General features: G+C 55.8%; 22 protein-coding genes. 10 read left to right on the top strand and 12 right to left on the bottom strand.

The genetic code is table 11. The features are described 5' to 3' along the window. Nucleotides 1-4: 4 nt before the first annotated feature. The 7 genes from VHE34_RS14540 to VHE34_RS14510 are packed head-to-tail and all read right to left on the bottom strand — an operon-like array spanning nt 5 to nt 7,180. Nucleotides 5-529: a DUF4199 family protein gene (locus tag VHE34_RS14540; RefSeq protein WP_325589124.1), complete on the bottom strand. Its 525-nt coding sequence runs from the start codon at nt 527-529 to the stop codon at nt 5-7. A gap of 3 nt (nt 530-532) precedes the next feature. Continuing rightward, nucleotides 533-1,801, bottom strand: a complete 1,269-nt coding sequence (locus VHE34_RS14535; protein ID WP_325589122.1) for a dihydroorotase — start codon at nt 1,799-1,801, stop codon at nt 533-535. A 31-nt stretch (nt 1,802-1,832) separates the two neighbouring features. After that, on the bottom strand, nt 1,833-2,105 hold the full coding sequence (locus tag VHE34_RS14530) for a UBP-type zinc finger domain-containing protein (RefSeq protein ID WP_325589120.1): 273 nt from the start codon (nt 2,103-2,105) through the stop codon (nt 1,833-1,835). Between the two features lie 10 nt (nt 2,106-2,115). Then, the gene (locus VHE34_RS14525; RefSeq protein WP_325589118.1) at nt 2,116-3,780 is read right to left on the bottom strand and encodes an FAD-dependent oxidoreductase; all 1,665 of its coding nucleotides are present in this window, start codon (nt 3,778-3,780) and stop codon (nt 2,116-2,118) included. A 26-nt stretch (nt 3,781-3,806) separates the two neighbouring features. Next, nucleotides 3,807-5,222, bottom strand: a complete 1,416-nt coding sequence (locus VHE34_RS14520; RefSeq protein WP_325589116.1) for an ATP-binding protein — start codon at nt 5,220-5,222, stop codon at nt 3,807-3,809. A gap of 24 nt (nt 5,223-5,246) precedes the next feature. Further along, nucleotides 5,247-6,140, bottom strand: coding sequence for a hypothetical protein (locus VHE34_RS14515; protein WP_325589114.1), 894 nt, complete (start codon nt 6,138-6,140; stop codon nt 5,247-5,249). Between the two features lie 44 nt (nt 6,141-6,184). After that, nucleotides 6,185-7,180: a hypothetical protein gene (locus VHE34_RS14510; protein WP_325589112.1), complete on the bottom strand. Its 996-nt coding sequence runs from the start codon at nt 7,178-7,180 to the stop codon at nt 6,185-6,187. Between the two features lie 160 nt (nt 7,181-7,340). On the opposite strand from VHE34_RS14510, the gene VHE34_RS14505 reads away from it, so the two are divergent. The 4 genes from VHE34_RS14505 (at nt 7,341) to VHE34_RS14490 (ending at nt 15,224) form a co-directional block, all read left to right on the top strand. Next, the gene (locus VHE34_RS14505) at nt 7,341-8,471 is read left to right on the top strand and encodes a hypothetical protein (protein ID WP_325589110.1); all 1,131 of its coding nucleotides are present in this window, start codon (nt 7,341-7,343) and stop codon (nt 8,469-8,471) included. Nucleotides 8,472-8,599: 128 nt separating this feature from the next. Further along, nucleotides 8,600-11,764, top strand: a complete 3,165-nt coding sequence (locus VHE34_RS14500) for a TonB-dependent receptor (protein ID WP_325589108.1) — start codon at nt 8,600-8,602, stop codon at nt 11,762-11,764. Nucleotides 11,765-11,769: 5 nt separating this feature from the next. Further along, nucleotides 11,770-13,062, top strand: a complete 1,293-nt coding sequence (locus VHE34_RS14495) for a hypothetical protein (RefSeq protein WP_325589106.1) — start codon at nt 11,770-11,772, stop codon at nt 13,060-13,062. A 50-nt stretch (nt 13,063-13,112) separates the two neighbouring features. Further along, complete coding sequence (locus tag VHE34_RS14490) at nt 13,113-15,224, top strand: PAS domain-containing hybrid sensor histidine kinase/response regulator (RefSeq protein WP_325589104.1); 2,112 nt, start codon at nt 13,113-13,115, stop codon at nt 15,222-15,224. A 3-nt stretch (nt 15,225-15,227) separates the two neighbouring features. Here VHE34_RS14490 and VHE34_RS14485 read toward each other — a convergent pair whose 3' ends face one another. Beyond that, the gene (locus VHE34_RS14485; RefSeq protein WP_325589102.1) at nt 15,228-15,926 is read right to left on the bottom strand and encodes a LytTR family DNA-binding domain-containing protein; all 699 of its coding nucleotides are present in this window, start codon (nt 15,924-15,926) and stop codon (nt 15,228-15,230) included. Continuing rightward, nucleotides 15,923-16,945, bottom strand: a complete 1,023-nt coding sequence (locus VHE34_RS14480; protein WP_325589100.1) for a sensor histidine kinase — start codon at nt 16,943-16,945, stop codon at nt 15,923-15,925. The genes VHE34_RS14485 and VHE34_RS14480 overlap by 4 nt, the downstream gene beginning before the upstream one ends. A gap of 135 nt (nt 16,946-17,080) precedes the next feature. On the opposite strand from VHE34_RS14480, the gene VHE34_RS14475 reads away from it, so the two are divergent. Together VHE34_RS14475 and VHE34_RS14470 are read left to right on the top strand one after the other, a co-directional pair. Next, nucleotides 17,081-18,901 (top strand): tetratricopeptide repeat-containing sensor histidine kinase, encoded by a 1,821-nt coding sequence (locus tag VHE34_RS14475; RefSeq protein WP_325589098.1) that lies wholly within the window; start codon nt 17,081-17,083, stop codon nt 18,899-18,901. Between the two features lie 37 nt (nt 18,902-18,938). Further along, a complete protein-coding gene (locus tag VHE34_RS14470; protein WP_325589096.1) occupies nt 18,939-19,463 on the top strand; it encodes an SRPBCC family protein in 525 nt (174 codons plus the stop codon). Between the two features lie 12 nt (nt 19,464-19,475). Here the strand turns inward: VHE34_RS14470 and VHE34_RS14465 are convergent, their stop codons facing one another. From VHE34_RS14465 to VHE34_RS14455, 3 genes are read right to left on the bottom strand one after another with little or no spacing between them, the layout of a single operon-like run. Continuing rightward, nucleotides 19,476-21,062, bottom strand: coding sequence for a serine hydrolase (locus VHE34_RS14465; RefSeq protein ID WP_325589094.1), 1,587 nt, complete (start codon nt 21,060-21,062; stop codon nt 19,476-19,478). Further along, entirely contained in the window at nt 21,040-22,044 is a 1,005-nt protein-coding gene (locus VHE34_RS14460; protein WP_325589092.1) for a FecR domain-containing protein, read from the bottom strand. The genes VHE34_RS14465 and VHE34_RS14460 overlap by 23 nt, the downstream gene beginning before the upstream one ends. A gap of 9 nt (nt 22,045-22,053) precedes the next feature. Continuing rightward, nucleotides 22,054-22,614, bottom strand: a complete 561-nt coding sequence (locus tag VHE34_RS14455; protein ID WP_325589090.1) for an RNA polymerase sigma-70 factor — start codon at nt 22,612-22,614, stop codon at nt 22,054-22,056. 129 nt (nt 22,615-22,743) lie between these two features. Here VHE34_RS14455 and VHE34_RS14450 point away from each other — a divergent pair, with 129 nt between their 5' ends. The 4 genes from VHE34_RS14450 to VHE34_RS14435 all read left to right on the top strand — a co-directional run bounded on the left by VHE34_RS14450 (nt 22,744) and on the right by VHE34_RS14435 (nt 25,634). Further along, entirely contained in the window at nt 22,744-22,983 is a 240-nt protein-coding gene (locus tag VHE34_RS14450; protein WP_325589088.1) for a hypothetical protein, read from the top strand. 115 nt (nt 22,984-23,098) lie between these two features. Beyond that, nucleotides 23,099-24,115 (top strand): type II TA system antitoxin MqsA family protein, encoded by a 1,017-nt coding sequence (locus tag VHE34_RS14445; protein WP_325589086.1) that lies wholly within the window; start codon nt 23,099-23,101, stop codon nt 24,113-24,115. Nucleotides 24,116-24,218: 103 nt separating this feature from the next. Then, nucleotides 24,219-24,653, top strand: coding sequence for a VOC family protein (locus VHE34_RS14440; RefSeq protein WP_325589084.1), 435 nt, complete (start codon nt 24,219-24,221; stop codon nt 24,651-24,653). Between the two features lie 84 nt (nt 24,654-24,737). Then, nucleotides 24,738-25,634, top strand: a complete 897-nt coding sequence (locus VHE34_RS14435) for an AraC family transcriptional regulator (RefSeq protein ID WP_325589082.1) — start codon at nt 24,738-24,740, stop codon at nt 25,632-25,634. The last annotated feature ends 63 nt before the right edge of the window (nt 25,635-25,697 follow it).

The following is a 25,697-nucleotide window of genomic DNA, read 5'->3' as shown; positions in this document are numbered from 1 at the left end:
TCGGTTAATTTACCTTTTTTCTTTGTCCCACTGCAGCCGCCAGGCCGAGGGAGACCAGGAACAAGATAATATAAATTCGTGCCAATCCCCCCAGCATATTCCAAAGCGAGAATGGATCACCGGCCTTCACCTGCTCCACCATCCGCGTAATATCCTCGTCGGAGAACTTGAAAGACCGGTAGGTAGCCTCGGTCTGGGCGATGAGGACCGGCATCAGCTGGTGCTTGAACTTCGTATCGATGGTTAACAGCAGCCACGCGGACAGGGTCTGTACTGCCATACCGATCACCATCACGCCGAAGATGATCTTCAGCGCCTGCCGGAATTCAAGATAGCTATCGTTCTGCTTCCGGGCGGCAATACCCGCTATAAGGGCGATGCCGATCAGCAGGATGTATTTGATATAACCCGCCCGCCCGATAAATGCTTCCGGTCCGCCCCGCCAGGTGACCAGGGTGAACCCGATCATTACACCCGCGGCGATCGCGCCATATAGTAAGACGATGGAAGGTTTTTTTGTTGTGGTCATGGATCAGGACTCCGGTTGGTTCAGGTGTAGATGCCGCCCATTCAGGATTCCCAGAACGCGTCCCTGCAAGGTCTTGCCCAGGAAGGGGTTGTTCTTCGACTTTGACGCGCTCGTCGTCAGCATCGTCTTTCCGGCCGGGTCGAAGAAGCTAAGCACTGCTTCCTGTCCTTCGGCGATGGATGGCCGGCCAAGCCCGAAAATTGCCCGGGGACCGCTGCTCAGCAGCTCCACGGTACGCGCAACCGAAAGATCGGGCAGCGCGGTGCGTAACGCGGCGAAGGTGGTCTCGAGGCTGCTCATCCCCGGTTTGGCATATTCGAACTCCACGACCTTGCTGTCATACTCCTGCGGTTGGTGGTGGGCGGCGATGGCATCGACCGCGCCTTCCAGTACCGCCTTCCGCAGCACCTGCACGGTCGCCTCGTCGCGGAGCGGCGGGTAGACCTTCAGGTTGGTATCGTAGTCCTTCAGGTCGGCATCGGTATAGAAAAGATGATAGGGTGTCACCGAACAGCTGACTGCCAGCCCCGACTCTTTGGCCCGGCGGATATATTCCAGGCTCCGCGGGGAGGTCACCCCGGTAAAATGGAGTTTGCTTTCGGTATATCGCGCCAGCTTGATATCGCGGGCGACCATCAGCTCCTCGGCCATCATCGGCTTGCCGGGCAGACCCAGGCGGGTAGAGATGACGCCTTCGTTCATCAGCCCGTTGGCGCCTACGGTCCGGTCGTCGGGGACCTGGATGATGACCGCATCGATGGCCTTTACGTATTGCAATCCTTTGAGAAGCAGTCCGGCAGCCTGAACGGGCAGGGTCCCGTCGCTAAAGGCGACGGCGCCGCTGTTGTGCATGTCGTACATTTCGGCGAGATCCTTGCCTTCGAGTCCTCTTGTTACGGCGCCGATGGGTCGGACCGTCACCGGCAGATTGGCGGAGGCTCGCATGACATATTCGATCTGGGTCTTGGAATCCAGCGCCGGTTTGGTATTGGGGAGAACGAACACGTCGGTGTACCCGCCGGCGGCTGCTGCGGCGGCGCCGGTCACCAGGGTCTCCTTGTATTCATAGCCCGGGTCGCCGAAATTGGCGAAGAGCTCCACCCAACCCGGCGAGACGTGCAGCCCGGGTTGCCGGACGATGGTGTCGGCGGTGGTGGTGAGTCCCGTTCCAATGGCCTTGATCACGCCATTTTCAACAAGGATATCGCAAACTTTTCCGTCGTAAGGGGAATTGCGGTCGACTATGGTAGCGGTTTCGATCAGTATAGTCATTCCTGAAGAATTGCGCGAAGGTAGCAATTCTTCAGGAATATTCGGCAAACAAATTGTCCGTATAGCACCACATCCACTTCTCCCCCGGCTCCGAGGAGATCACCACCGGGTGCCCGGACCGGTGGAAATGTTTGGTCATATGCTTGTGCCGGGAATCGTCACAGCATAAGGTAGCCCCGCAGGTTTGACAGGTGCGCAGGTGAACCCAGGTGCTGCCTGTTTTGATACATTCTTCGCAAACGTATTCTTTCGCCAGTTCTAACTCTTTTATCTCCTTCATGTGGGAGCATACTTCTTCTGCCATAGTCTGATGTTTATACTTCCGCCAGATATTTGTGAACAAAGCTGATCGCCATCGAGCCTTCGCCAACCGCCGAAGCCACCCGGTTCATCGCCCCGGCGCGGACATCGCCCGCCGCAAAGATGCCCGGGCAGCTGGTCTCCAGCAGGAAGGGATCGCGATCCTGTTTCCAGACCTTCTTGAAATTATCATACGTCTTCAGATCGCGTCCCGTCTCCAGGAACCCCTTCTCATCCTTGATGATATCGAGGCCGATCCAGTCGGTGAATGGTTTGGCGCCGATAAAGATAAAGAGGGCGTTGGCCTTGTGGGTCGTGACCTGGCCCGTGTCGCATTGCAGGATACTCAGCTCTTCCAGCCGGCCTGAAGCGCCCCGGGCTTCCGCGATCTCGCTCCGCGAAAGGATATGGATATTCCCGCGCCCGGCGATCTGATCGATGAGGTAGGCGGACATGGTGCTGGTCAGGTCATCGCGGCGGATAACGATGGTGACATTGGCGGCAAATTTCGACAGATGCATAGCCGCCTGTCCGGCAGAATTGCCACCCCCCACGACAAACACCTCGCAATCCCGGAAGGCGGCGGCCTCGGTCATCGCCGCCCCGTAATAGATCCCGGCCCCGGTAAAATCGGGAACGCCTTTTGTCTCCAGCTTGCGATAGTCGACACCGGTAGTGATGACCACCGCATGGGTGTTTATCTCCTCCCCCGACTCCAGCATCACCTTCTTATATCCATCCTTCTGGCATATTTCGCGCACATCATGCGGCAGCAACACTTCGGCGCCCAGCCTCGTGGCCTGGGTGATCGCCCGCCGCGTCAGGTCGCTTCCGCTGAGCCCGTTGGGAAAGCCGAGGTAATTCTCGATACGCGAGCTGGTGCCGGCCTGGCCGCCGGGCGACCGCCGTTCGATCAGCAGTGTCTTCAGTCCTTCGGAGGCGCCATACACCGACGCCGCCAGGCCTGCGGGCCCCGCCCCGATGATCACGACGTCATAAACGATATTTTTGATCTCCGGCGCCAGCCCGATCCTTCGGGCGATCTCGGGGATACCCGGCGAGCACATACAGCTGCCGTCCTCGAGAAAAATGGCGGGGAGGTCCTTCAATTCGATATTGTTCACCTTCAGCAGGTCCTTCGACGCGGGATTGAGCTCCACGTCCTGCCACTGATAAGGCACCAGGTTGCCCGACAGGAATTCCTTTATCTCGTGCGACTTCGGGGAGAACTGGTAGCCGATGACTTTGATGCCTTTGAAGGCAGGATGGTAGTTGTCCTGCCAGTCTCCCAGCAGATCGGTGATGACGGGATAGAGCTTCTCGTCCGGCGGGTCCCAGGGCTTCATCAGGTAGTAATCCAGCTGAACATTGTTGATCGCCTTGATCGCCGCATCCGTATCGGAATAGGCGGTGAGCAGGACCCGCTTGGCATCGGGGAAATATTCCCTTGCCTTCTGCAGGAAGTCCACGCCTTCCATCTCGGGCATCCGCTGGTCGGATACGAAAAGCGCGATGTCCTCGCCTTTGTTCTTCAGATCGAGCAGACTTTCCATCGCTTCGGCGACGGAGGTAGTGCTGAGGACACGATGGGTACTGCGGAATTGAGTCCGGAGATCGCGCGCGAAGGCCCGTAAGACCTGCGGATCGTCGTCTATAGCGAAAATGATAGGAAGTGCCATGATAAGTTAGTGTCCAAAATTACGAACTATCCTGCTATCGGCAGGCAAACAATAAATTCCGTATGTCCCGGAACTGATGTACATTTTACGGAACCATGGTGCTGACCGACCACGATGCGCTGTACCACGTCCAGACCAAGCCCTGTCCCCTTGCCGATCTCCTTGGTGGTAAAGAAGGGATCGAATATCTGTGACCGGATCTCCTCCGGCACCCCCGGTCCATTATCGATGATCGACACCTTGGCAAAGGAATGATCCCGTTCCGTCCGGATCGTCAGCGTTCCCTTAGCGGTGCCCTCCAACGCGTCCGCGGCATTGTCGATCAGATTCGTCCACACCTGGTTCAGCTCACCCACGAGGGCCATGACCATCGGCAGCTGCTGATCGAATTCCTTTACTACCGTGATATTGCCCTTCTTCAGCTTATACTCCATGATCTTCAGCGTATTGATGATCCCCGTATGGATATCGATCCGCTCCTTGCCCTTACCCTGATCCATATGCGTGAAATTCTTCACCGACTGGATCAGCTCGAAGATGCGTTTTGCCGCCTCGCGGATATCCTGCACCATCCGCTCGGTGACGAGATTGGTGTTGATCCAGTTGAACACGGAAGATTGGTATTCCAGCGGGATAAATTTGTCAAATGCTTCCATGTCCTCACAGGTAAAGCCATATTCCATGAAGTTCTGCGCCACATCGTCGGCGCATTCGACCTTGTGGTCTTCCAGCCAGTCGCGCATCTCGTCTTCCATCTCGGTCCGCTGCACCAGCGTGAGCTTTGGCTTCTCGGCCCGGTTCAGGATCTCGAAGAGTTTCGAGGTGACCAAATCGACGTCCTTCGGCTCGATGCGGACATTGATGACGTCCTTGAACAGGTCGGGCTCCAGCTGCAGGTGATGCACCAGCGATTCCGAACCCCGGACGATGGCCGCTGCGGGATTGTTCAGTTCGTGCGCGAGTCCGGCCGACAGCTTGCCGAGGGCCATCATCTTCTCGTTCTGCTGTTGCAGCGAGGTAAAGTTCCGCACGCGGTTGGTCATGACATGTACGAAGGCGCCGGTGAGCTCATAGTTCTGCGCCACCAGCTCGCGGAACTTTTCCACCGGCAGGGTCATAAGAAACGTCTCCTGCAGGATCTTGGCGTTGACGGTGATCTTTTTCGCACGCGAGAAGGGCAGGTATCCGCTGATATCCTTCGGCCCGAGGACACCTACTTCGATGATCTCCTGCTTCTGCAAATAATATAGCTTGATCTTACCCGAGATCACGATGTACGCGCCGTGGAGCGGGTCCCCGACCTGGAAGAGATAGTCGCCTTCCGGCACCGTCCGGCACTCGGAATTATCGATGAGCCATTGGAGCTGATCGGCCGGCACATCCGCGAAGGCCTCGATGGATTGAAGCCAGTCCGTCGTCACGGTAGATGTAATGGTTTCCATACCCGCAATTTACTCAAAATTGACTCAATACGGGAAAAGGGAAGAATAGGGGTTTTCGCCAATCCCCGACCAGTCCAGCTTGTAATAATAGGGACTACCGGCCAGCGGACAGCTCGTGGTCTTTCCCGTCGAGTCCAATCCAAAGCTGAGGATCGAGGTACCCGAGGGATTGCTCAATGTGGCCTGTCCGCCCGTCAGCTTCCAGCCGCAGCTCTGGCTGAGTTGCAGCGGGGTGGTGGGGACCAGGAGGATGCTGTTGCCCCATCGGTTGGCGCCCCAGTCGGCGACATGCCCGACCGACCCGGCCGAATCGGTCCCCACGGTAGAGACCACGATGCCCGAGTTGTTGGTGTAGGTGCGCTCTCGCGTGAACCGCCAGCTGGTAGTGACCAGGCCATCATAGTTGATCTGAATACCGGAACCGGCGATGGAATGTATAACGGTGGACCCCGCGGCCAGGTTCGACAGCTTGCCGCCGCTCAGATTCCGATAAGTGAAGTTGCCGTAAAAGACCAGCGTTTTGCCGTCGGAGAGCCTGGTGACACCGAGGTTGTTGAAGAGGACATTGATGGAGTCGCCCACACTGTCCCAGCGGGCGCCCGGCGGATAGGTGATATTGATGGAACCCGTCCGGCTCCGCAGGGCGTCACAGGTATTGCCGTTGTAGGTGATCGCGATGACATTGGGGGTGTCGGCGGTGTTGATGGCGAAGGCGCCGCCGCAGACGTTGGCTTGATTCTCCAGCACGCTGTCCACATCGTTGAAAGCGGCGTCCAGCTCATTAGAAACGCGCAGGGCGTCATCGGCCTGCTCCCGCAGCTCGGCGGTAAAGACTTTGGTGTTATCCAACGGACTGGTCTTTTTCGAACAGGAGAACAGGACGACCGCAAAAAGGAACACCGGAGCAAGACGTTTCATGGTGTAAAAATAATAAAAGGGCCCCGTTCGGGGCCCTTTTATTATCAGTAGGGCATGATAAAGGTGTAGCTCTTACCGTTCAGGCCGGTCCATACCAGTTGGAAGTAGTATACGCCGGTGCCGATCGGGCAACTGGTGGCCTGGCCCGTGGAGTTCAGCCCGAAGGTGATATCCGTCGTGCCCTGCGCATTGATCAGCTCTACTCTGCCGCCCGTGAGCTGCCATGCGCAGCTTTGCGCGACCGTGAGCCCGTTCATGATCTGTACGGTAAAGTCATTGCCGAAGCGGTTGGTCCCCCATTCCGAAATACCGGTCAGCGTACCTTCCGTATGCGTACCCGTCTCCGTGATCACGATCCCGTTGTTGTAAGAATAGCTGCGCTGCCGGGCGATGTTCCAGTTGCGCTGAGCGCCGTTGTCGAAGGTGATCGACATATTGGTGCTGCTGATGGTATGAATGATCGGAGCGGTGCTGTTGGCGTTCAGGCTAAAGATATTGCCGCCGGTGACATTGGTATAGGTGTGCGTCCCGTTGAGGGTGATGCTCTTGCCGTCGAGGACGCGCGTAATCTTCAGATTGTTGAACGTTACTGTAAAAGTCGCGCCGATGGTTGCCCATTTGACGCCCTTGGCCCAGGAGACGACGATGCTGCCGGTACGGACACGGGTCAGCTGACAGTTGCCGCCATTATAGGTGATGGTGAGGTTGCGGGTGTTGTCGATGGTATCGATGGTAACCACTGCATCGCAGATCAGGCTTTTTACGGTATCATGGGCGGTTGCTCCCTGCACGGCGACGCCATAACGGATGGGGGCCGCCTCGCTGGCGCCCGTAACGGAGGCCTGGCCGTTCATGCTGGTATTGACATCGTCGAACGCGGCATCCGTCTCATTGGACACCCGGTTCTCGTCATCGGACTGGGTTTGGAGATCGGCATTGGAAGGACCGCTTCCCGAACTGTTGCTCTCTTTCTTACAGGCGAACAGGAACAGCGACAAGGATGCGGCCATCAATAAGGATTGGATCTTGATCATTTTCATAAACGGGATTTAGTAGTTTTTAAGCTTTTAAAAGGTTCTCCTTAGGATAGTTTGTGAAACCATTAGTTTAACGGGTCAGAAAATATATTATTTTTTAAACCACTATAAGAAAGATGTTAATGATTCGTTTATACATCGTCGCTGCTTCTAAACCCGTTGAATGCTAACACGTTTCTTTCTGGCCCTGACCCTGGTCCTTTTCTGCTGCGAGCCGCTTTTTTCCCAGCATCCCCGCCTTTTCACCGAAAAGCTCGGCAATCATCCCCAGTTCCCCTTTCTGCAATATGAAAAAGGCGTCACCACCCGCGCCCTTTTTGTGAAGGCCGCAAAAGACCCTGAAAGCCGCACGCAATACCAGACGGAATTTGCCGCTTTCAACCGCCTGCTCGAAGACATCGGCTTTACCAACGGGTATAAGCAGCTTCGCATCGGGAACATCGAGAACGTCTTCATCAACCCCGGGACGATAGGTAAGCTTGGCTTCTTCAATAAGGAGAACAACTATATCTATGTAAAACTGAATCCTGCAGGCGAAGGGTACGACGGCATCGCGGCCTGGAAGATCACGGGCCCCGGCGGCCGATACATCCATATCCTGCATACCTGCGGCAACGCCTTCCTCATCGGGAAGACCATCGGCAAACCGGACTGTCCCTGTGAAAGCCAGGCAAAGACCGATTCGTTAAACGTCAGGGATACGGTTACCCGGGCCGATACCCTGATCAAAAAAGACACCGTATATATTAAGATCGCAGCCACCAGTGACTCCGTCTGCTCCAAAAAATGGGAGATGACGCTTGACGGCGGCGCCTCCGTGAATTCGATACCGCGCTTCGACAATACGACGCAGCACACCCGTACCCATGGCTGGCAGCCTGTTGTCGAAGGGACGGTCTCGCGCATTCTCAGCCGTTGGTTCCAGGTAGGACTTTCGGCAAGCTATCTCAACCTGTCGTACCAGGACGACTTTTCAGGCGCCACTCCCAATACCTGGCACAACGTTTATCCTGGCAAACCCGTCATCCCGATGCAGCTATTCGCCAGGGCAACGATCGGCGGTACGCTCCATTGGCAAGCCAATGTTTCCCTATCCGCGGGCTATGGTCTCGTCACCGGTGGGGGAGGCAAAAGCGGACTTACGGCGGGCCTGAAGCTGGGCGTCGCATATTTCTTCAATTGCCGTTGGGGACTCGGCGCGGGTTTCACCGGGCAATACTTCGACGCCAAAGCTGCGTCCGGCCATTTAATGGCCCTGCCCATCACTGCGGGCATCCGTTACCGGTTCCAGTAGTTAGCGACTACCCCTGCTCCGCTTTGTTTTTTTTTGATGACTTTTTTCTTACCTTATGGTTAAGTTCAACCGCTGCCAACAATAGGCGTCTGCCAATCCGATAGTTTTGCCGCGGAAAAACTAACTAAATGAAAAAGATGCTCCTGGTAAGGCTTGTGACTTTATTCCTCCTCTTCCTTTCTACACAGGTTTTCGCGCAGAACAGCGGCTCGGCCGTCAGCGGTTTCATCTACGACGAATCGGGCAAGGCCTTTGATATGGCCACCGTTTCCGTCCGCAACACGGCTACCGGCTTCTCCACCACGACTGCTTCCGATAAAAAAGGCTATTTCTCGTTCAGCGACCTTCCCGTAGGTCCGTATGACATCGAGATCTCCGCGGCCGGCGCACAGACGGCCGTTCTCAAGAACAATGTGCTCACGCTCGGCGACCGGCTCGTTCTGCACAAGATCACGCTCAGCAAAAGCGCAAAGACGCTCGAGCAGGTCACCGTCAGCTCTACGAGCTTCAACAATAGCGTGGACCGGCTGGGCACGAGCACGAAAGTCTCGGGTCGCGCCATCCAGAAGATCCCGCTGGTGACCCGCAACTACACCGACCTGGTGGCCTTATCGCCTCTCGCCAACGGCCAGTCCCTGGCCGGCGCAAAACCCAGCGGTACGGGATATATGCTGGACGGGGTGAGCAATCGCCGCGCCCACTTCTCCGGCATCTCCGATGCGCAGTTCTCTATCTCTTCGGAGCTGATCCGCGAATTCGAAGTCTCCACCAACGGCTATGACGTCACGAATGGCCGGGGCAGCGGCGGCGTCGTAAAAGCCATTACAAAATCGGGGACCAATACGCTGAGCGGATCCTCATGGGGCTATTATGGCGGCAACTCCCTTGCGGCCAACAAGGACGTCAACGGCAATCACCTCATCAACAACTACAAGATCGCGCAGTTCGGCGGCCTGCTGAGCGGCCCGATCATCAAGGACAAGTTGCACTTCATCGTCGCCTACGATCAGTACAACAATACCATTCCCTTCCGCGCCTATGACTTCACTTTCTCGGGCGCGACCCAGGCGCAGGCGGAAAAGAACCTCGGCATCACCAAGGCCAACCTCGACCAGATCGTCAGCATTCTCGAGAGCCCGGCCTTTGGGTTCCCGACCACCCGCCAGTATTATGGTACGATCAGCATCCAGCAACGCACCCAAAACGCGTTTGCAAAGCTGGACTGGAACATCAATAAGAAAAACCTGCTGACCTTCAAATATAACTACCTCCACTTCGTCGACCCCAACAAGCTCAAGGGCTCGGGCCTGCTCTCCACACAATATACGGGCATCGAGATAGACAACTCGGCCATGCTCGGGCTGCGTACGGAGATCAACCCCCGCACCACCAACGAGCTGAAGGTACAGTTCAGCACCTATCGCAAGTTCCTCACCTTCCTCGACAACCACGTACCGGAAGGGTTCGTCAACGTCAACTCCACCTTCGCAGATGGCTCCACGGGCAATATCACCCTCGCTTTCGGAGATCAGAACTGGGTACCGGAGCGCGACGCCTCCGACGTGGTCCAGATCATCGACTACTTCCGAACGAAGACCGGCAATATCAACTGGGTATTCGGTACGGACAACAATATCAACCATATCACCGACCGGCTTTCGCACGATCAGCAGGGCCAGTTCTACTATGCCAGCATCAACGACCTTCAGAACAACAACCCGTACCGGTTCAACCGCAAGATCCCGCTCAACGGCACCAACCCGAAGATCAGCGTTCCGTTGATCGAACTGGGTTTCTTCGCACAGATGGAGACCAACCTGCGGCCCAATCTTAACCTCACCGTCGGTCTGCGCTGGGATGGCCAGATCATTGGCAGCGCCCCGACCTATAACCCGCTGCTGCAGCAGGAGCTGGGCGTCAACACCCATGTCGTTCCCTTCGACGCCAAGAATATCCAACCCCGCGCCAACATCATCTGGGATGTCCACGGCGACGGCCGCGATATCGTCAAGGTCGGCGCAGGCCTCTTCGCTTCCGAGCTGACGACCCAGCCCATCACCTTCGCACATATAGACAATGGCGTGGACTTCCGCCAGATCAATATCCAGAACGGCAACGTGCCCCCGGCACAATGGGCATTGTACCAGAAGGACTTCAACCAGGTGCCCGGCGTAGCCTATTACAAGTCGCTGACGGCCTCGCAACCGGCGACTGTGCTGCTGCTGGACAAACACCTCAAGAACCCGCTTACTTTCAAGACCAGCGCCAGCTACTACCACTATGTCAACAACTGGTTCCGCGTCGGCGCCAACGTCTACTTCGACAACACCTGGGACAACTTCTACCTCTATGATCTCAACCTGAAGCGGACGCCCGAGTTTGTCACCAACGAAGGCCGTGCGGTGTATGTCCCGGCCAGCACGCTCAACAACTCCACCTCGACCAGCTATTTGCCGGTCCTGGCCAACTCGCGCATTGCCGCCGATTTCAACCAGGTGCGTTATTTTACGAATACGAAATGGGCCTCCAAATACTTCGGCGCCATGATCGAAGCGGCGGCGCAGATCGGCCGCGACGGCCAGTTCAGCCTCAGCTACGCCAAAGGCAAGGCGACCGGTACGCCGCCCTACGATAATGGCGACCCCCGCAACTCTAACTTCAGCGTAGGTTCTACGTACTGGGATTACCCGGCGTATGGCAAGAACTGGCATAGCGACGGCGATCAGCCGAACAAGCTGGTCGCGCTGTTCCTTAGCCCGACCTTCTACGGCTTCAGCATCAGCTCCTCCTTTACGGCCTGGCAGGCCAACCGCTTCTCGGCCTATGTCAACAAGGATATCATCGGGGAGACCAACGACGGGACCGACCTGGCCTATGTCTATGACCCGAACAACCCCGCCACGCCGGCTGCCATCGCCAGCGGTCTGAAGACCTTGCTGCAAAAGACCAGCCCGCAGTTCCGTCAATACCTGATGAACAATTTCGGGAAGTTCGCGCCCTATCTCGGCGGCCTGATGCCCTGGCGTACGCAGTGGAACCTCAGTGCTGCCTATGACCTCAAGCTCGGGGGTACCCACAAGATCACCTTCCGCGCGGATATCTTCAATGTCTTAAATTTGCTTAATTACAAATGGGGTGGCTATACGCAGATCATCAATACCAACCTGTATAACGTGACTGGTTTTAACGCGGCCACCAACTCGTTCAACTATAGCGTCAACCAGAATGCCGGTACGGCCCAGAAGACGGCCAGCTACTACAGCGTACAGTTTGGCGCACGATATTCGTTCTAAAACATATGAGGATCTCTTTCGCACTTTTGTTTGCATTCATCACCGCCGCCGGAGCCGCACAGCCTCCGGCGGCGGCTGTTGTCGGTGAACCGCTGCCTGCCTGGCAGCAAGGTTATCTCGACCTGCATCATATCAACACCGGCCGGGGCAACGCGGCATTCTTTGTCCTGCCCGACGGCACGACGATGCTTTTCGACGCCGGCGAGCTGGACCCTACCGATCCGCGCACTACGTCCCGACGCAACACGCCCGAACGGCCCGACAGCTCGCGTCATCCTTATGAATGGATCGTGGGTTATATCCGCCGCGTCGCACCTGGGAGAGCGCGGGATGGGATCGACTACGCCGTTATCTCGCACTTCCATGACGACCATTTCGGCAGCTGGTATCCATCGGCGCCGCTTTCCGCCGATGGGAAGTACGCCCTCACCGGCATCACGGGCGTCGGCGATATACTTCCCATTCATCATCTCCTTACCCGCGACTGGCATTACCCGGTGGACCCGGCGACCCAGTTGCGGCAGCGTCCCGCGGGAGATCACTATATACGGACCTGGAACAACTACCTTGCCTTCGTCGCAGCCCGCGAGGCCAGACACCAGTCCACCGAATTCCTCCGTGCCGGCAGCCGTACGCAGATGCATCTGCTTTATCACCCGGAGAAATTCCCCGCCTGCTATGTGCAGAACATCAAGTCCAACGGGTGGATCTGGACGGGCGTGGACAGCACGGTGAAACAACATTTCCCGCCGGTGGATACGGCCAACCGGAAGACCTGGCCCGACGAGAACCCGCTCAGCAACGCCATCGTGATCCACTATGGTCCGTTCAGCTACTATACCGGTGGCGACAACCCGGGCAATGTATTTTTGGGTGATGCGTCCTGGCGCGATGTGGAGACGGACATCGCAAAGGCCGTCGGGGAAGTGGACGTCGCCACGATGGACCACCATGGCAACCGTGACGCCCTGAACGAGAATTTCATCCGGACCCTGCGTCCCCGCGTATGGATCGAGCAGGTATGGACGGCCGATCATCCCGGGCACGAGGTGCTTATCAGGGCCACGTCCCAGCTGCTCTATCCGGGACCCCGCGATATTTTTGCCACCAACTTCATGGAGGCGAACGAACTGGTCATCGGTCCGCTTGTCGCCCAATCTTACAAAAGCCGCCAGGGGCATATTGTAGTTCGCGTACTACTCGGCGGTAGTGAATATTACGTCATCATTCTCGATGACGCAGTGGAGGGCGATACCGTCAAGCAGGTATTTGGCCCTTACAGGGTAAAAGGAAAATAACGCGCGTCTTTTGGCGTTATAGGAAAGCCCTTAAGTAACCGCCAAGACTGATGATTAGAATTGCCCTTAATGCGAGGATCGCATTGCAACGTAAGATTGCCTGGCTTCTGCTGTTTTCGTTCTTTTCACTGTGTTTCATTGGGTGGCTGATCTACTTCAACAAGAAGAATCTCGTCGACACTGCCGAGACGATCGGTCATAGCTATGCGGTGCTCGATCATACCGCAAAGATCCGGACACGGCTTTCCACCTGGGAGTCCCTTTCGCGTCCCCCGCTGAGTCCCGCCTTCCATGGGGAGATGAAAAAGAACCTGGACAGGATGAAGGTGCATTCCGCGGGTGATACGGCGATGCTGGCCTCCATCGACAGTCTCGAAACAGCCCTTAATGCGATTGGCGCAGATACCGTCCAGCTTTCGCGGGCCCGGATGCTCATCGGCAGCATCGCGCAGCGGCAGCAGGACCAGATCACCCGCCGTCGCAGCGCCACCGACAGCACGGAGCGCAAAAGCACCATCCTGCTCATCAGCGGCAGCATGATGGCCTTTCTCTTTATCGTCATCATCCTCGTCCGCCTCAACCGGGACATCGTCCTGCGGAAACGCGCCGAAGAACAGCTCAGGGAAAACCAGGCCTGGCTCGAATCCATCCTCGACAATGCCAGCTCGCTGATGTACATCAAAGACTTGCAGGGCCGATACATCATGGTCAACCGCAGCTTCAGGGAGATCCTAAATGTCCATGAGGCCATGGTCATCGGGCACACCGACGCCGATTTCTCCACACCCGAGGAGGCAGCCCATTACCGATCGCTGGACGAACAGGTGATCCGGACCGGTCAGTCCCTGGAGATAGAAGAGGTGGTTCCCGTCGCCGGGGGCCAAGGCCATTTCCTTTCCATCAAATTCCCACTGCGCGACGCCACGGGCCGGCTGATCGGCATCGGCGGCATCGCCACCGATATCACCGAACGGGTGCAGTACCAACAGCAGCTTATCGCCGCCACCCGCGAGGCGCAGACGGCCAAGAATATGCAGGAGCTGTTCCTCGCCAATATGAGCCACGAGATCAGGACCCCGATGAACGGCATCCAGGGGATGACCGACCTGTTGCTCGACACATCGCTGAACGACCAGCAGAAGGAATTCGCGAAGGTGATCAAACGCAGCGTCAACAACCTCCTCGTCGTCGTCAACGACGTGCTGGACTTCTCCAAGATAAAGGCCGGGAAGCTGGCGATAGAAAGCATCGAGTTTCGTCTAAAGGACGTCCTCGACAATACAAAGGCGATGTTCGCTCACCGCATTGCCAAGAAGGGCCTGGATCTGCAGATCGTGAAGGACCCTTCCATTCCCGAGACGCTGAAAGGCGATCCTTACCGGCTGAACCAGGTGCTGGTGAACCTGATCGGCAATGCCATCAAGTTCACCGAACGCGGCTGGATACGGCTGGAAGTCACGGCCCAGGAACGGACCACCGGCCGGGTGAACCTGCTCTTTACCGTCGCCGATTCGGGTATCGGCATTCCGGCGGCCAGCCTTCCCACGCTCTTCGAACATTTCTCGCAGGCGGGGTTGGATATCTCGCGGCGCTATGGCGGCACGGGCCTCGGCCTGGCCATCTGCCAGCAGCTGTTGCAACTGCAGGGCGGGGACATTACGGTGTTCAGCAAGGAGAACGAAGGCGCCACCTTCCAGTTCCGCCTTGGCTATGACTTCAACGGCTACGCCAATACGGCTCCCATGGTGGCGGCGGTGCTGGCCGACTACAGCCAGTGTCTTGCGGGCAAGCGCTTTCTCGTCGCCGAAGATAACGAGGTGAATCAACAGCTCGTGGATCATGTGTTGAGGAAGGGAGGTGGAGAGGTGCAGCTGGCCAATAACGGCGAAGAGGCGGTCGGTTTTTTGAAGAAAGGCGGCGCGTACGATCTGATTATCATGGACCTCCAGATGCCGGTGATGGACGGCTATGCCGCCACCCGTTGTATCCGGCAGGAGCTGTCGCTGTCGACTCCGATCATCGCCATGACGGCCACGGCCCTCGTCGGCGAACAGATGCGCTGCTTCGAGTCGGGGATGAACGACTATATGACGAAGCCGTTTGAATTTGCGGAACTCTATAAACGCATTACGGCGCTGCTTGCGCCCTATCCGGCGGCGTAAACCTTATTTTAAAAGGCGGGTGATATTCGCTTTGTACGAGACACTGATGGGGATCTCGGTGGCGCCGATGCAGATCAGGTCCCGCTTGACGCTCGTGATCTTCTTCACCGATACCAGATACGACTTATGCGTGCGGACGAAGGCCGGCGGCAGGAGCTTTTCCTCCAATGCCTTCAGGGTCATCCGCGTCAGTACGGGCTTGTTGGTGCTGGCCAGGTAGATCTTTACATAGTCCTTCACCCCTTCGATATAAAGGATGTCCGAAGCGGAGATCTTCACCAGCGCATATTCCACGTTGACGAAGAAGTCCTCGACGGGTGTTGCGGGAAGGCGGTCGTTTTGTTTGAACCGGAACAGCTCCTGGGCGCGGGCGCAGGCTTTCAGGAAGCGTTCGAATGAAAAGGGCTTGAGCAGGTAGTCCACCACCCGCAGATCGAACCCCTCCAGCGCATATTGTTCGTAGGCCGAGACCAGGATCGCCAGCGGCGGATCGGTCAGCGTTTGCAGGAATTGCAGCCCGTTCAGCCGGGGCATCTGGATATCCAGGAAGAGCAGGTCCACCGGTGTCTCCTGCAGGGCTTCCGTCGCCTCCAGCGCATTGCGGCAACTCCGCACCCATTGCAGAAAAGGCACCTGCCGGATATTGTCCTCCAGCAGCTCGCGAACCAGCTGTTCGTCGTCGATGACCATGCAGCGCATCATATCAACTTTAAAGTTAAGACAATTTGGAACCATTGCCCGTCCCCGCTGACGGTAAGGGTGTGGGTGCCGGGATACAGCAGCTTGAGCCGCGTGAGGACATTGTTGAGACCGAGGCCCGTATGCTCCTCCTTGCCGGCCGATATCGTTTCATCATACGTATTCCGGACTTCGAAATGCATCCAACCGTCCTTTACGCTTAGCCGCACGACGATCCGCGGCCGGTCGACGGCGCCCACGCCATGTTTGAAAGCGTTCTCCACGAAGGGGATCAGCAGCATCGGCTCGATGATCCAGGCGCTGTCGGCCGGCCCGGCGTCGATGGAGGTTTCTATGTTTACATCCTGTCCGAAACGCATCTTCTGGAGCTCGATATAACTGTTCAGATACCGGATCTCCGTCGACAACGGCATCTTCTTTCCCTGGGTATCATAGAGCATGTACCGCATCAGCTCGGACAAGGTGATCAGCGCGGATTCCAGCTGGTCGGACCTCTTCCGGGCGAGCGAGACCATATTGGTCAGTACGTTGAACAGGAAATGCGGACTGATCTGGCTCCGCAGGAACTTCAGCTCCGTAGCCAGCTGGGCGGCCTCCAGCTCCTTGCGGCGGCGATCCGCCCGGATGCCGTGCCTGATCCGGCTGTAGACGAGGCTGATGGCAAAGATGTCGATCGATCCGGCGACGATGAGGCCGTAGGTCTCGCGCTTTTTTGTCAACGCCTCGGAAAACCACGTGGAGGTGATGGCGAACTTCATGCCGATCGATACGGCGATGACTATCAGCGCGGCGAGGATATAGAGCCACCAGTATCGCCGGTTGAAGAACCGTGGATACAGCCAGAGCGCCTGGGTATAGAACAGGGAAATATGGATCGACCCCATGATGAGGACGAGGGTGCCGGGGATCGCCCCGATGCTGTAGTGATTGGAGGGGTTGGAGAAGAAGATAAAGGGCAACAGGGTCAGCAGGCTCCAGACAAGCACATGGATGGATGCGTTTTTGTTGATTTGAAGTCGCATTATGCTAAAGCTAAGGTGTTTTTTTTCATGTGTCAAAGACGGTTTATCTTGCCAAAAGTATCGATTTGCGCCCGTCGGGACGCGGTGTGTAGACAACGCTATAAATTCTGTAGACAAAGTTGTAACTTGATGATCATGCGCGTGTTCGCTCTTCTTATTCCTGTACTTCTTATCGGTGGGACCGTATCGGCCCAGGCCGATACCGGCAAGGTCGCGACCCTGCTGCAAGAAGGACATCGGCTGCTGAAGGCGAACCGGCTCGACTCCGCGGAAGAGGACTTCCAGCAGGCCCTAAAGCTTTACCAGGCGGCGGGATACACCGCGTTGCATCCCGTCTACGACCTGCTGGCCCAGGTGAGTGAAATGCGGGCCGACCTGAAAAAAGAGCTTCTCTACCGCCAGGCGGAAGTGAACGCTATGGAAGCCTCGCATGATACGGTCAACTGCGACTATCACTATGGAAAATTATCCCTGGCCTATTCGGAACAGGGGTTGTACGAGTTCAGCGAGGCCTATGCCCGGAAGGCCTATAAATGGCTGCGAAGCCGGTACAAATTCTGTGATTTCTACGGCTATCTCAGCATCGAGATCTATGGGCTGATCATGCAACGAAAACCCGGGGAAGCCCTGCGGGTGTTGCAGGAGATCACCCGCGAGTCGCCGCCGGCCAATATTGCCCAGCGCATCGATCTGAACGCCATGTATGGCAATATCTATGTCGCCAATGGCCAGTACGGAAGGGCCGAAAAGCACTATCTGCAAATGATGGACGCCTTCCGGGTCACCGATTTCAAGCCGCTTTATTATGCCTCCGCCGACCAGATGATGCTTGACCATGTCTACTACTACGGGGTGATGGGCGATTTCTATATCCAGACCAAACAATATCGCAAGGCGATGCCTTATGTCCGGAATATCCTGGCCTTTCCGCCGGGAAGCGTAAAACCCATCGAACTGACCCGCTTCTACCGGATGCAGTTCGTCATCGACTCGGCCTCGGGAAATTATGTGGAAGCGATCCGCTACTTTGAAAAGAGCAAACAACTGAACGACTCCCTCTTCTCCATCACCAATAAGCGGCAGATCGCCGAGCTGGAGATCAAATACCACAGCCAGCAGAAGGAGCAGGATATCGCGCTGCTGAAAATGAAGGAAAAGAACCAGACGCAGGAGCTGAAAGTGGTGCACACCCAGAAGAATATCACGATCGCGGGTATAGCGGCGATGCTGATAATCACCGGCCTGGCGTACAATGGCTATCGCAACAAGCAGCGGAGCAACCGGGCCCTTCGGGTAAAGCAGGCGGAGATCAACAAACAGAATTCTGCGCTCCAGCAGCTGGTGAAGGAAAAAGAATGGCTCCTCAAGGAGGTGCATCACCGGGTCAAGAACAATCTGCAGATCGTCATCAGCCTGCTCAACACGCAGACCGATTTCCTCGACAATCCTTCGGCGTTGAACGCCATCCAGGACAGCCGCGAGCGGATGCAGGCGATCGCGCTGATCCATCAGAAGCTCTATCAGCAGGAGGATAGTACACTGATCGACATGCATTCCTATATCCACGAGCTGGTGTCCTACCTCGTCAGCGGCTTTTCGAACGCGGGCCGCATCTGGTTCGACCTCGAGGTCGAGACTATCGAGCTGGATATTAGCCAGGCCGTTCCCCTCGGTCTTGTGCTGAACGAAGCCATCACCAATGCCGTGAAGTATGCCTTCCCCAAGGGCGCCCACGGCACCGTCCGGGTCCGGCTTTACCGTAAGAAAGGAAGAGATATCGTATTGAAGATCATGGATGATGGCGTCGGCTTCCCCGCCGGGTTCGACCCCGGCACCGGGAATTCCCTCGGTATGCAGCTGATGCGGCTTTTTGCGGCCCAGCTGGACGGGGAGCTGAATTTTGCCCAAAGGGAAGGCGTTGAGATCAGCCTCCGGTTCCGGCAACAATTTTCCTGAATTTTTTTATATTTAAGGAAACAAAAATTGCTGCTTTATGATCGCGGTTTATATCATCGTGGGCATCATCGCCCTTTTCCTCATCGTAGCGGCCTTTGCCGGCACCCGCTGGAGCTACGAGAAGTCGGTCCTGATCAACGCACCCGTGGAGAAGGTTTGGACCCATGTGAGCACGCTTCATGCCTGCAACCAGTGGAGTCCCTGGATGGAGAAAGACCCCAAAATCAAGTTGCAGTACAGCGGTACCGACGGCACTCCCGGCGCCAGCTTCTCCTGGGACAGTGCCGACAAGAATGTCGGCGCGGGCAATCAAACCATCACCCGGGTGACTCCCAACAGCGAGATCGATTCGCGGATCGAGTTCCTTCGTCCCTTCAAGGGGAAGGGCGATGCGTATCTCCTCCTTACCGTGGAGCGGGCCGTTACCCGGGTCAGCTGGGGTATCGAGAGCTCGACGCCCTATCCGATGAATATCCTCAAGCTTTTCGGGGTGATCGAGAAGAATATGAACAAGGATTTTACCCATGGGTTGAACAAGCTGAAGGGGCTTTGTGAGAATTGAGGCGGCTGCCCATCACCTGGCGGCGCCCAACTCCTTTTGTAAGAGTCCGGTGATCGTTTTGTCATCGGGGTGCTCGCTCAGCGCCATCCGGTAAACGGCGATCGCTTCCTCTTTCTTCCCATTGTCGGCGAGCACGATACCATAGTTGCCAAAGGACGCGGCATCGTGGGGGAACAGGAAGAGGTTGGCGCGAAACGGCGCGAAGCCCAGGTCCTTTCGTCCCGCTTGCAGCAGCTCATAGCCCACTAGCGACAACTCGCGGCGAGAGAGATAATAGTGGGCCGTATCCTTCTGAAGCGTCAGTAGCCGAAGCAATGCGGCGTCCTCGCCTTTTTCCAGCAGCTCCGCGCCATATTCCCGGGCAATGGAGCGCTTTAGATCGAACGCAAAGGCCCATTGTGCCGGGGGCCGCTTGCCGTCGAGCCAGGCGGCAATGGCCATTGTTGGATAGAAGTGGTCATCGTTCGTGTTGTCGAAGAACACGATCGTGCGGCGCCGGGTGAGGTCGCGGTAGATCATCGTGGAGGCGCCGGGGTTATAGCCGCCGTGATAGACGATCTTGTCGGTTGAGTTGTCGGACTTGTTGCCGGCGCTGACTGGCTTCCTGTCCGAGCTGTCGGTCGCCACAAACCAGCCGAGTCCATAGGAAGCCGGAGGATGACCGGGATCGCCGGGATGATCATAGTTGAGGGAACCATCCTTGAGTGGTTGCGGGGCAAAGGCCTGCCGAAGCGTTTGGGGCCGGAGCAGCACATCGCCGTACAGCGCCTGGTCATATTTCAGCAAGTCACCCAGCGTGGAAACGACATTGTTGTCGCCGACGGTGCCGCCATAGGCATTCATGGCAAACCGGCCCGACTTCACCGAATCGGCATTCACATAGTCGCGGGAGTAGTAATAGGGTCGTACATATCGGGTCACCGCCTGGGGATCGGCGGGTCGCAGATCGGAAATGATGTAGCTATTGTTCATGTGAGCGGGTGAAAAAATATGCCGGCGGATATATTCCGCGAACGGCTCGCCGGACAGCTTTTCCACCAACAGGGCCAGCAATTCGAAATTGGTATTGCAGTAGTGCCAATGCTCACCCGGGGTAAACTCCAGCGGCTTGCCGCTGGATCGCAAGATGCCGATAAGATCTTGGTTGCGTAAGATGGAATCCGGGTATTTGTCCGTGATGGGTGAAAACAGGTGGAACTCGTCGGGAATGCCGGAGGTATGCGTCAGCATCTGGCGAACGGTCACGGCGGGGTAGGGGAACTCCGGGAAATAGCGGGCAAAGGGATCGTCCAGCTTTAAACGGCCCTTTTCCATCAGTTGGAGTATCGCCACCGCTGTAAACGTCTTCGACACCGAGGCGATATCGAAGCGCGAGTCCGGGCCGTTGGGGATGTTCCGCGCAATATCGGCCATCCCGCAAAATTTGGTATAGATGACCTGTCCTTTCTCGGCGATCATCACGCCGCCATTGAATTTACCGCCCGCATGCATCTGCGTGAGGAAGGAATCGATCTCGCGGAGACCCTGCTGCGCAGGCGCAGTGATGGGCGTTGCCATGCTGAGCGCGATGAGCAGGCTAAAAAAGCTCTTTCTTTTCATAAAAATATCCATGACCATGAACTTTTACATTACCGTAATAGAAACCCATGCCGTCCTTTAGAAGATATTTGGATTGGTAGCGCGTCCGGATGGAGTCGGGTGGGGATACGCCATCGATGATGAATCGATGGTCGTCCAATGCCAGCCAGCCAAGGCTTTCCCGGTCGGCGACGAGGCCTTCGCGGATCACCTGATCGATCAGCCTTCTCATCACTTGTTTTGCATCCAGCTTCTCGCGGTTGACTTTTAGCTTCAGCTGCTGCGAGCCGCGATAGGCAATGGCCATTTCTCCTTCGCGAAGGATGACGCTGTCCCCGGCGGTTGCCGCCAGCACCCTGCCTGTGTCTACGGCGACCAGTGCGCTGTCGGCGGCGTCGATCACCCGGAACACGGTGCCGAGTACTTTTACTCTTAGTAATTTGGTCTCGACGATGAAGGGATGCGCGGGATCGGCGTCGACCTTGAATTGGGCGTTGCCGGTGAGCCGGACGCGGCGGTGATGGTTGCTGCCTTGCGGCAGCCATTCGATCTTTGCGTTCTTTTCGAGGGCGATCACAGGCCCGTCGGTTTTTGTTTGCGCTTCCGCGGGTGCGGTTGGCAATGGCGTATTCCTGATCACGATGGTCGTCTCTGCAGAACTTTGGGTCGGGGTGGCGGTCACCACCGTCGGCGCCTTTTTTTGATGAAGGGCCGTCCAGGTGCCGGCGCCAACTGCCAGCAGTCCAGCGATCACTGCGGCAACCCTTCCTATCCGCATCTTTCTCACCGGCGCCGAAGGCGCCATCCTTTGCTTCAGGCGCGTCAGCGCCGCCACCTCATCCGTCCGCACCGGCGCCGCTGTGCGTTGTCCAAAGGCCCACACCCGATGAAACTCTTCCAGCCGTCGCAGGTTCTCCGGGCTTTCGGCTACCCACGCCTCTACCTGGCGGCGCTCTTCGTCCGTCGCTTCTTCCAGCACATATTTTATCAGCAGCTCGTCCATAATCGTTGATTAGAGATAATCGGCCAGCTCCTTCCGCAGCCGTTTCAAAGCCTTGCTCATCTGCGCTTCCACCGTCTTGATGGAAATGCCCAATTGTTCGGCGATCTCCCGGTATCGCAGCCCGCCAAACCGGCTCAGCTGGTAGATATGGCGGCATTGGTCGGGCAAGCCGGCCACGACCCGCTCGAACCGGGCCTGAAGTTCGACGAGTTCCACCTTTGCGGCGGCTCCGACCGACACGGTCTCATTTTCTATCCGCCGCACTCGCTCCAGCTTCCGCCGCCGCAGCCGATCCACACAGGCGTGATAAACGCACCCGTAGAGGTAGGCCTTCGGTGAATTTGCCGCGGGGAGGCTTGTCCGCCGCTCCCAGAGGCGGCAAAACACGGCCTGAACTGCTTCTTCCGCCTCATTGTCGTCTTTCAAAAGGGAAAAGGCATAAGCATGCAACCCGCCAAACCGGTCGGTAAACAGCTTTTCGAATGCCTGTTCGTTGAAGATCGCCATGCTTTGCAATAAGACGGAAGATAAAGGAGTCACCCCTATGCCGGCGAACGAAATTCTTGACAATCAGCGGCGATTGTCGATGAATAGGTTCAGTTTAAATTATTTTTAAACTAATTAGTGGAATAATTTGATTAAAATTAGCATAAATGCCATAAATTTGTATACAAATTTGTTTAGCTAAATTTGTTGGCAATGACGAGGAGAGAGGAAGTTGAGCAATTTTTGAGGGACTTAAAGGAGAAGATCAGGTGCTTTGGCATTGGCTTTCGTCCACGGGATAAAAATTTGCAGGCGCTGGCGGACTTGGACATTACAGCTATCCAAAGATTGGAATATATCATGGACCTAAAACCCGAAGATTTTTATGCAGGACCCAAAAAGGATTCTTACGATGCGGGCTTGCCAGACTATTTCGAATTTGGGGTACAGTAAAAACGGTAGAAGTGTATATAAAGATCAGCAGGGGACTACATAATAAATCGGTTGATTGCATGTCGTTTCATCCTGTTGAGTATCCGATGATCTATCCGCTCAAAAACATATGACCATGAAAAATAAGATCGAATGCCCATATTGCGACGGTAATGCGGACCTCCATCGGGAAGCAAAGGAAATTACCTACCGCAAAGAAATGTTTAAAATAATTTCCCATTTCTATCGGTGTGAAAAGTGCGCGGAAGAGTTTACCACCACAGAGGCAGATACCATCAGTTTAATACAGGTGCACAATCAATACAGGGAAAAAAACAATATTCCTTTTCCGGAAGAAATTGCCGGAATCAGACAGAAATATGAATTGTCAGCATCCAAAATGAGTGAGGTGCTTGGCTTGGGAGCCAATGGTTACAGTAATTATGAGAACGGAGAAATACCAACGCCTGCCTATGGCAATCTTATAAGTGCTGCGGCAGAGCTCTACACCTTTATGAATCTGCTGGAAAAGGCGAAGGAGCATTTTTCCAGTAATGCCTTTAACAAGGCAAAGGAAAGAGTAGCTTACCTTATACGGACCGCGGATAAAAACAAAAACCTGGTCGCTGCAATGAATGTTTATGGTCAGGCGAATAATTTTACCGGGTATAAAAAACCTGAACCGGCTAAGATTGCCAACCTGGTGACCTATTTTATTCGGCGTTCGAAGCCGGATTTCAACGATAAGTTGAAACTGAATAAGCAACTGTTCTTTACCGATTTCACTCACTACAAGAACTATGGAGCGTCTATCAGCGGGTTAAGTTACAGAGCGATAAAATACGGTCCCGTCCCGGCTAACTATGATAATATCTATGCATACCTTGAAAACGAACAACTTATCGGTTCACAGTTTTTGAGGTTGTCCAACGGTGGAGCACGGGAAATTCTTTTTTCGGAAGCGGATTTTGACAAAACTCTGTTCAGCCAACAGGAATTGGAAACCATCGAAGCAATTGTTGCAAGATTTGCTAATATTCCTACCTGGGATATCGTAGAATTGAGCCATCAGGAAAAGGCATGGAAGGAATTGGAAGCAAATAGAGCGCTAATAGGCTATCAGGATTACGCGTTTGAATTAAAGACTCTTTGATTCGCAAGATTATTTTGTCGCATTTGGCCTCCTAACTTGTCGGATCAGCCACCGGTGACTGTCGAAAAAAAGCCGCAGCTTTACAAAGAAAAAACAAATCGCCATGGCAAAAGTATCGATCTATCTCAACTTCCCCGGCAACACCGAAGAAGCCTTCAATTTTTACAAGTCCATCTTCAAGACCAATTTCATCGGACCCGTCATGAAAATGTCCGATATCCCCGCCCAGCCCGGCATGCCGGCCCTTCCGGAAAAGGAACAGAACTCCGTTATGCACGTTGCCCTCCCCATCCTCGGCGGCACCGTGCTCCAGGCCACCGATATGCTGGAATCCATGGGCCACAAGTTGAAAATAGGGAATAATACGACGATCTGCCTCGAACCCGACAGCCGGGAAGAGACGGAGCGGCTGTTCAACGCACTCTCCGCCGGCGGATCGGACACCCAGCCGCTGCAGGACATGTTCTGGGGCGCTTACTGGGGCGTCTGCCTCGACAAATACGGCATCCGTTGGATGTTCAATTACCAGAAACAGTAGATGTCCGGATCATATAAGGGGAGCCCGACCGGTCGGGCTCCTCTTATATTCAGTTTGTCTTATCTTCGGTCGACAAGACCGCCCATGTTCCTTCTTCCGCTGCCACGATCCTTTAGCCACGAGATCACTCCGCCGGAGTATTCCGATCATTACCTCTTCTTCGAGGAGCTTCATCGTCCCTATGAATGCCCGGAACATCCCGCCAACATCGGCCTGCTCGTCTCCACCCGGGGCACCTGCGGCTACTATGTCAACGGTGCAAAGAACCTCATCGGCGGAACAAACACCTTCTTCATCTCCCGCGGCAGCGGGCTGGCCATCCGCAACACCGAAAAGGATGTCGCCCCCGCGCTGCTCTTCTTTCATTCCCGCCTGCCCGACCTCGTTCAGCATAGCCTGTTGTACGGCGGCGAGGTACTGCTCGAAAAACCTTTCGACAGCCTTCCCTTCGACTTCTCCTGGCTCGAACGGGTCCATACCGACGCCAGGCTCTATGAGACGGTCCACTCCCTGATCGGGCTCGGCAGCAGTTGCAGCTCCTTCGCGGCGCTGCACACCGATATGGTCATCCGGCAGCTGTTCGAAGACCTGCTCGTAAAAAACCAGGATGCCTACCGCAAAAGCCTGAACGTGCAGGCCGTGAAGGCGTCCACCCGCCTCGAGATATTTCGGCGGATCTCCACCGCCCGGGACTGGATGGAGGCGCACTATAACGCCGACATTACGTTAGAGGACATCGGCGCCGTTGCCGCGATGAACAGCCAGCATTTCCTGCGCATGTTCAAACAGGTGTATTCGATCACCCCCCACCAGTACATCATCGACCTAAAGCTCCGTAAGGCAAAGGAACTGCTGGAGACCACTTCGCTGACCATCAGCGAAATATGCCAGAATATCGGGTTCGAGAGCGTATTTTCCTTCAGCATCCTCTTCAAGGGCCGTTTCGGCCAGCCGCCGTCTGCTCTCCGCAAGGCCGAATAAATTATCCATTTTCGATAAAGGCGCTTCGCGCCCCTGGGATTAGATTTGTCTCATCAAAGCAAA

It is taken from the genome of Puia sp. (genome assembly GCF_035546395.1).
Lineage (GTDB): Bacteria > Bacteroidota > Bacteroidia > Chitinophagales > Chitinophagaceae > Puia.
The sequence above is the reverse complement of the archived record's forward strand: the minus strand, read 5'-3'. Positions and strand labels throughout refer to the sequence as shown.

Bases quoted from the DNA above. Each gene is read 5' to 3' on its own strand.
- VHE34_RS14525 (WP_325589118.1), bottom strand. From the start codon at position 3,780: ATGGCACTTCCTATCATTTTCGCTATAGACGACGATCCGCAGGTCTTA.
- VHE34_RS14480 (WP_325589100.1), bottom strand. From the start codon at position 16,945: ATGCGACTTCAAATCAACAAAAACGCATCCATCCATGTGCTTGTCTGG.
- VHE34_RS14485 (WP_325589102.1), bottom strand. From the start codon at position 15,926: ATGATGCGCTGCATGGTCATCGACGACGAACAGCTGGTTCGCGAGCTG.
- VHE34_RS14520 (WP_325589116.1), bottom strand. From the start codon at position 5,222: ATGGAAACCATTACATCTACCGTGACGACGGACTGGCTTCAATCCATC.
- VHE34_RS14450 (WP_325589088.1), top strand. From the start codon at position 22,744: ATGACGAGGAGAGAGGAAGTTGAGCAATTTTTGAGGGACTTAAAGGAG.
- VHE34_RS14435 (WP_325589082.1), top strand. From the start codon at position 24,738: ATGTTCCTTCTTCCGCTGCCACGATCCTTTAGCCACGAGATCACTCCG.
- VHE34_RS14445 (WP_325589086.1), top strand. From the start codon at position 23,099: ATGAAAAATAAGATCGAATGCCCATATTGCGACGGTAATGCGGACCTC.
- VHE34_RS14495 (WP_325589106.1), top strand. From the start codon at position 11,770: ATGAGGATCTCTTTCGCACTTTTGTTTGCATTCATCACCGCCGCCGGA.
- VHE34_RS14515 (WP_325589114.1), bottom strand. From the start codon at position 6,140: ATGAAACGTCTTGCTCCGGTGTTCCTTTTTGCGGTCGTCCTGTTCTCC.
- VHE34_RS14470 (WP_325589096.1), top strand. From the start codon at position 18,939: ATGATCGCGGTTTATATCATCGTGGGCATCATCGCCCTTTTCCTCATC.
- VHE34_RS14530 (WP_325589120.1), bottom strand. From the start codon at position 2,105: ATGGCAGAAGAAGTATGCTCCCACATGAAGGAGATAAAAGAGTTAGAA.
- VHE34_RS14440 (WP_325589084.1), top strand. From the start codon at position 24,219: ATGGCAAAAGTATCGATCTATCTCAACTTCCCCGGCAACACCGAAGAA.
- VHE34_RS14535 (WP_325589122.1), bottom strand. From the start codon at position 1,801: ATGACTATACTGATCGAAACCGCTACCATAGTCGACCGCAATTCCCCT.
- VHE34_RS14475 (WP_325589098.1), top strand. From the start codon at position 17,081: ATGCGCGTGTTCGCTCTTCTTATTCCTGTACTTCTTATCGGTGGGACC.
- VHE34_RS14465 (WP_325589094.1), bottom strand. From the start codon at position 21,062: ATGAAAAGAAAGAGCTTTTTTAGCCTGCTCATCGCGCTCAGCATGGCA.
- VHE34_RS14540 (WP_325589124.1), bottom strand. From the start codon at position 529: ATGACCACAACAAAAAAACCTTCCATCGTCTTACTATATGGCGCGATC.
- VHE34_RS14505 (WP_325589110.1), top strand. From the start codon at position 7,341: ATGCTAACACGTTTCTTTCTGGCCCTGACCCTGGTCCTTTTCTGCTGC.
- VHE34_RS14510 (WP_325589112.1), bottom strand. From the start codon at position 7,180: ATGAAAATGATCAAGATCCAATCCTTATTGATGGCCGCATCCTTGTCG.
- VHE34_RS14460 (WP_325589092.1), bottom strand. From the start codon at position 22,044: ATGGACGAGCTGCTGATAAAATATGTGCTGGAAGAAGCGACGGACGAA.
- VHE34_RS14500 (WP_325589108.1), top strand. From the start codon at position 8,600: ATGAAAAAGATGCTCCTGGTAAGGCTTGTGACTTTATTCCTCCTCTTC.
- VHE34_RS14490 (WP_325589104.1), top strand. From the start codon at position 13,113: ATGATTAGAATTGCCCTTAATGCGAGGATCGCATTGCAACGTAAGATT.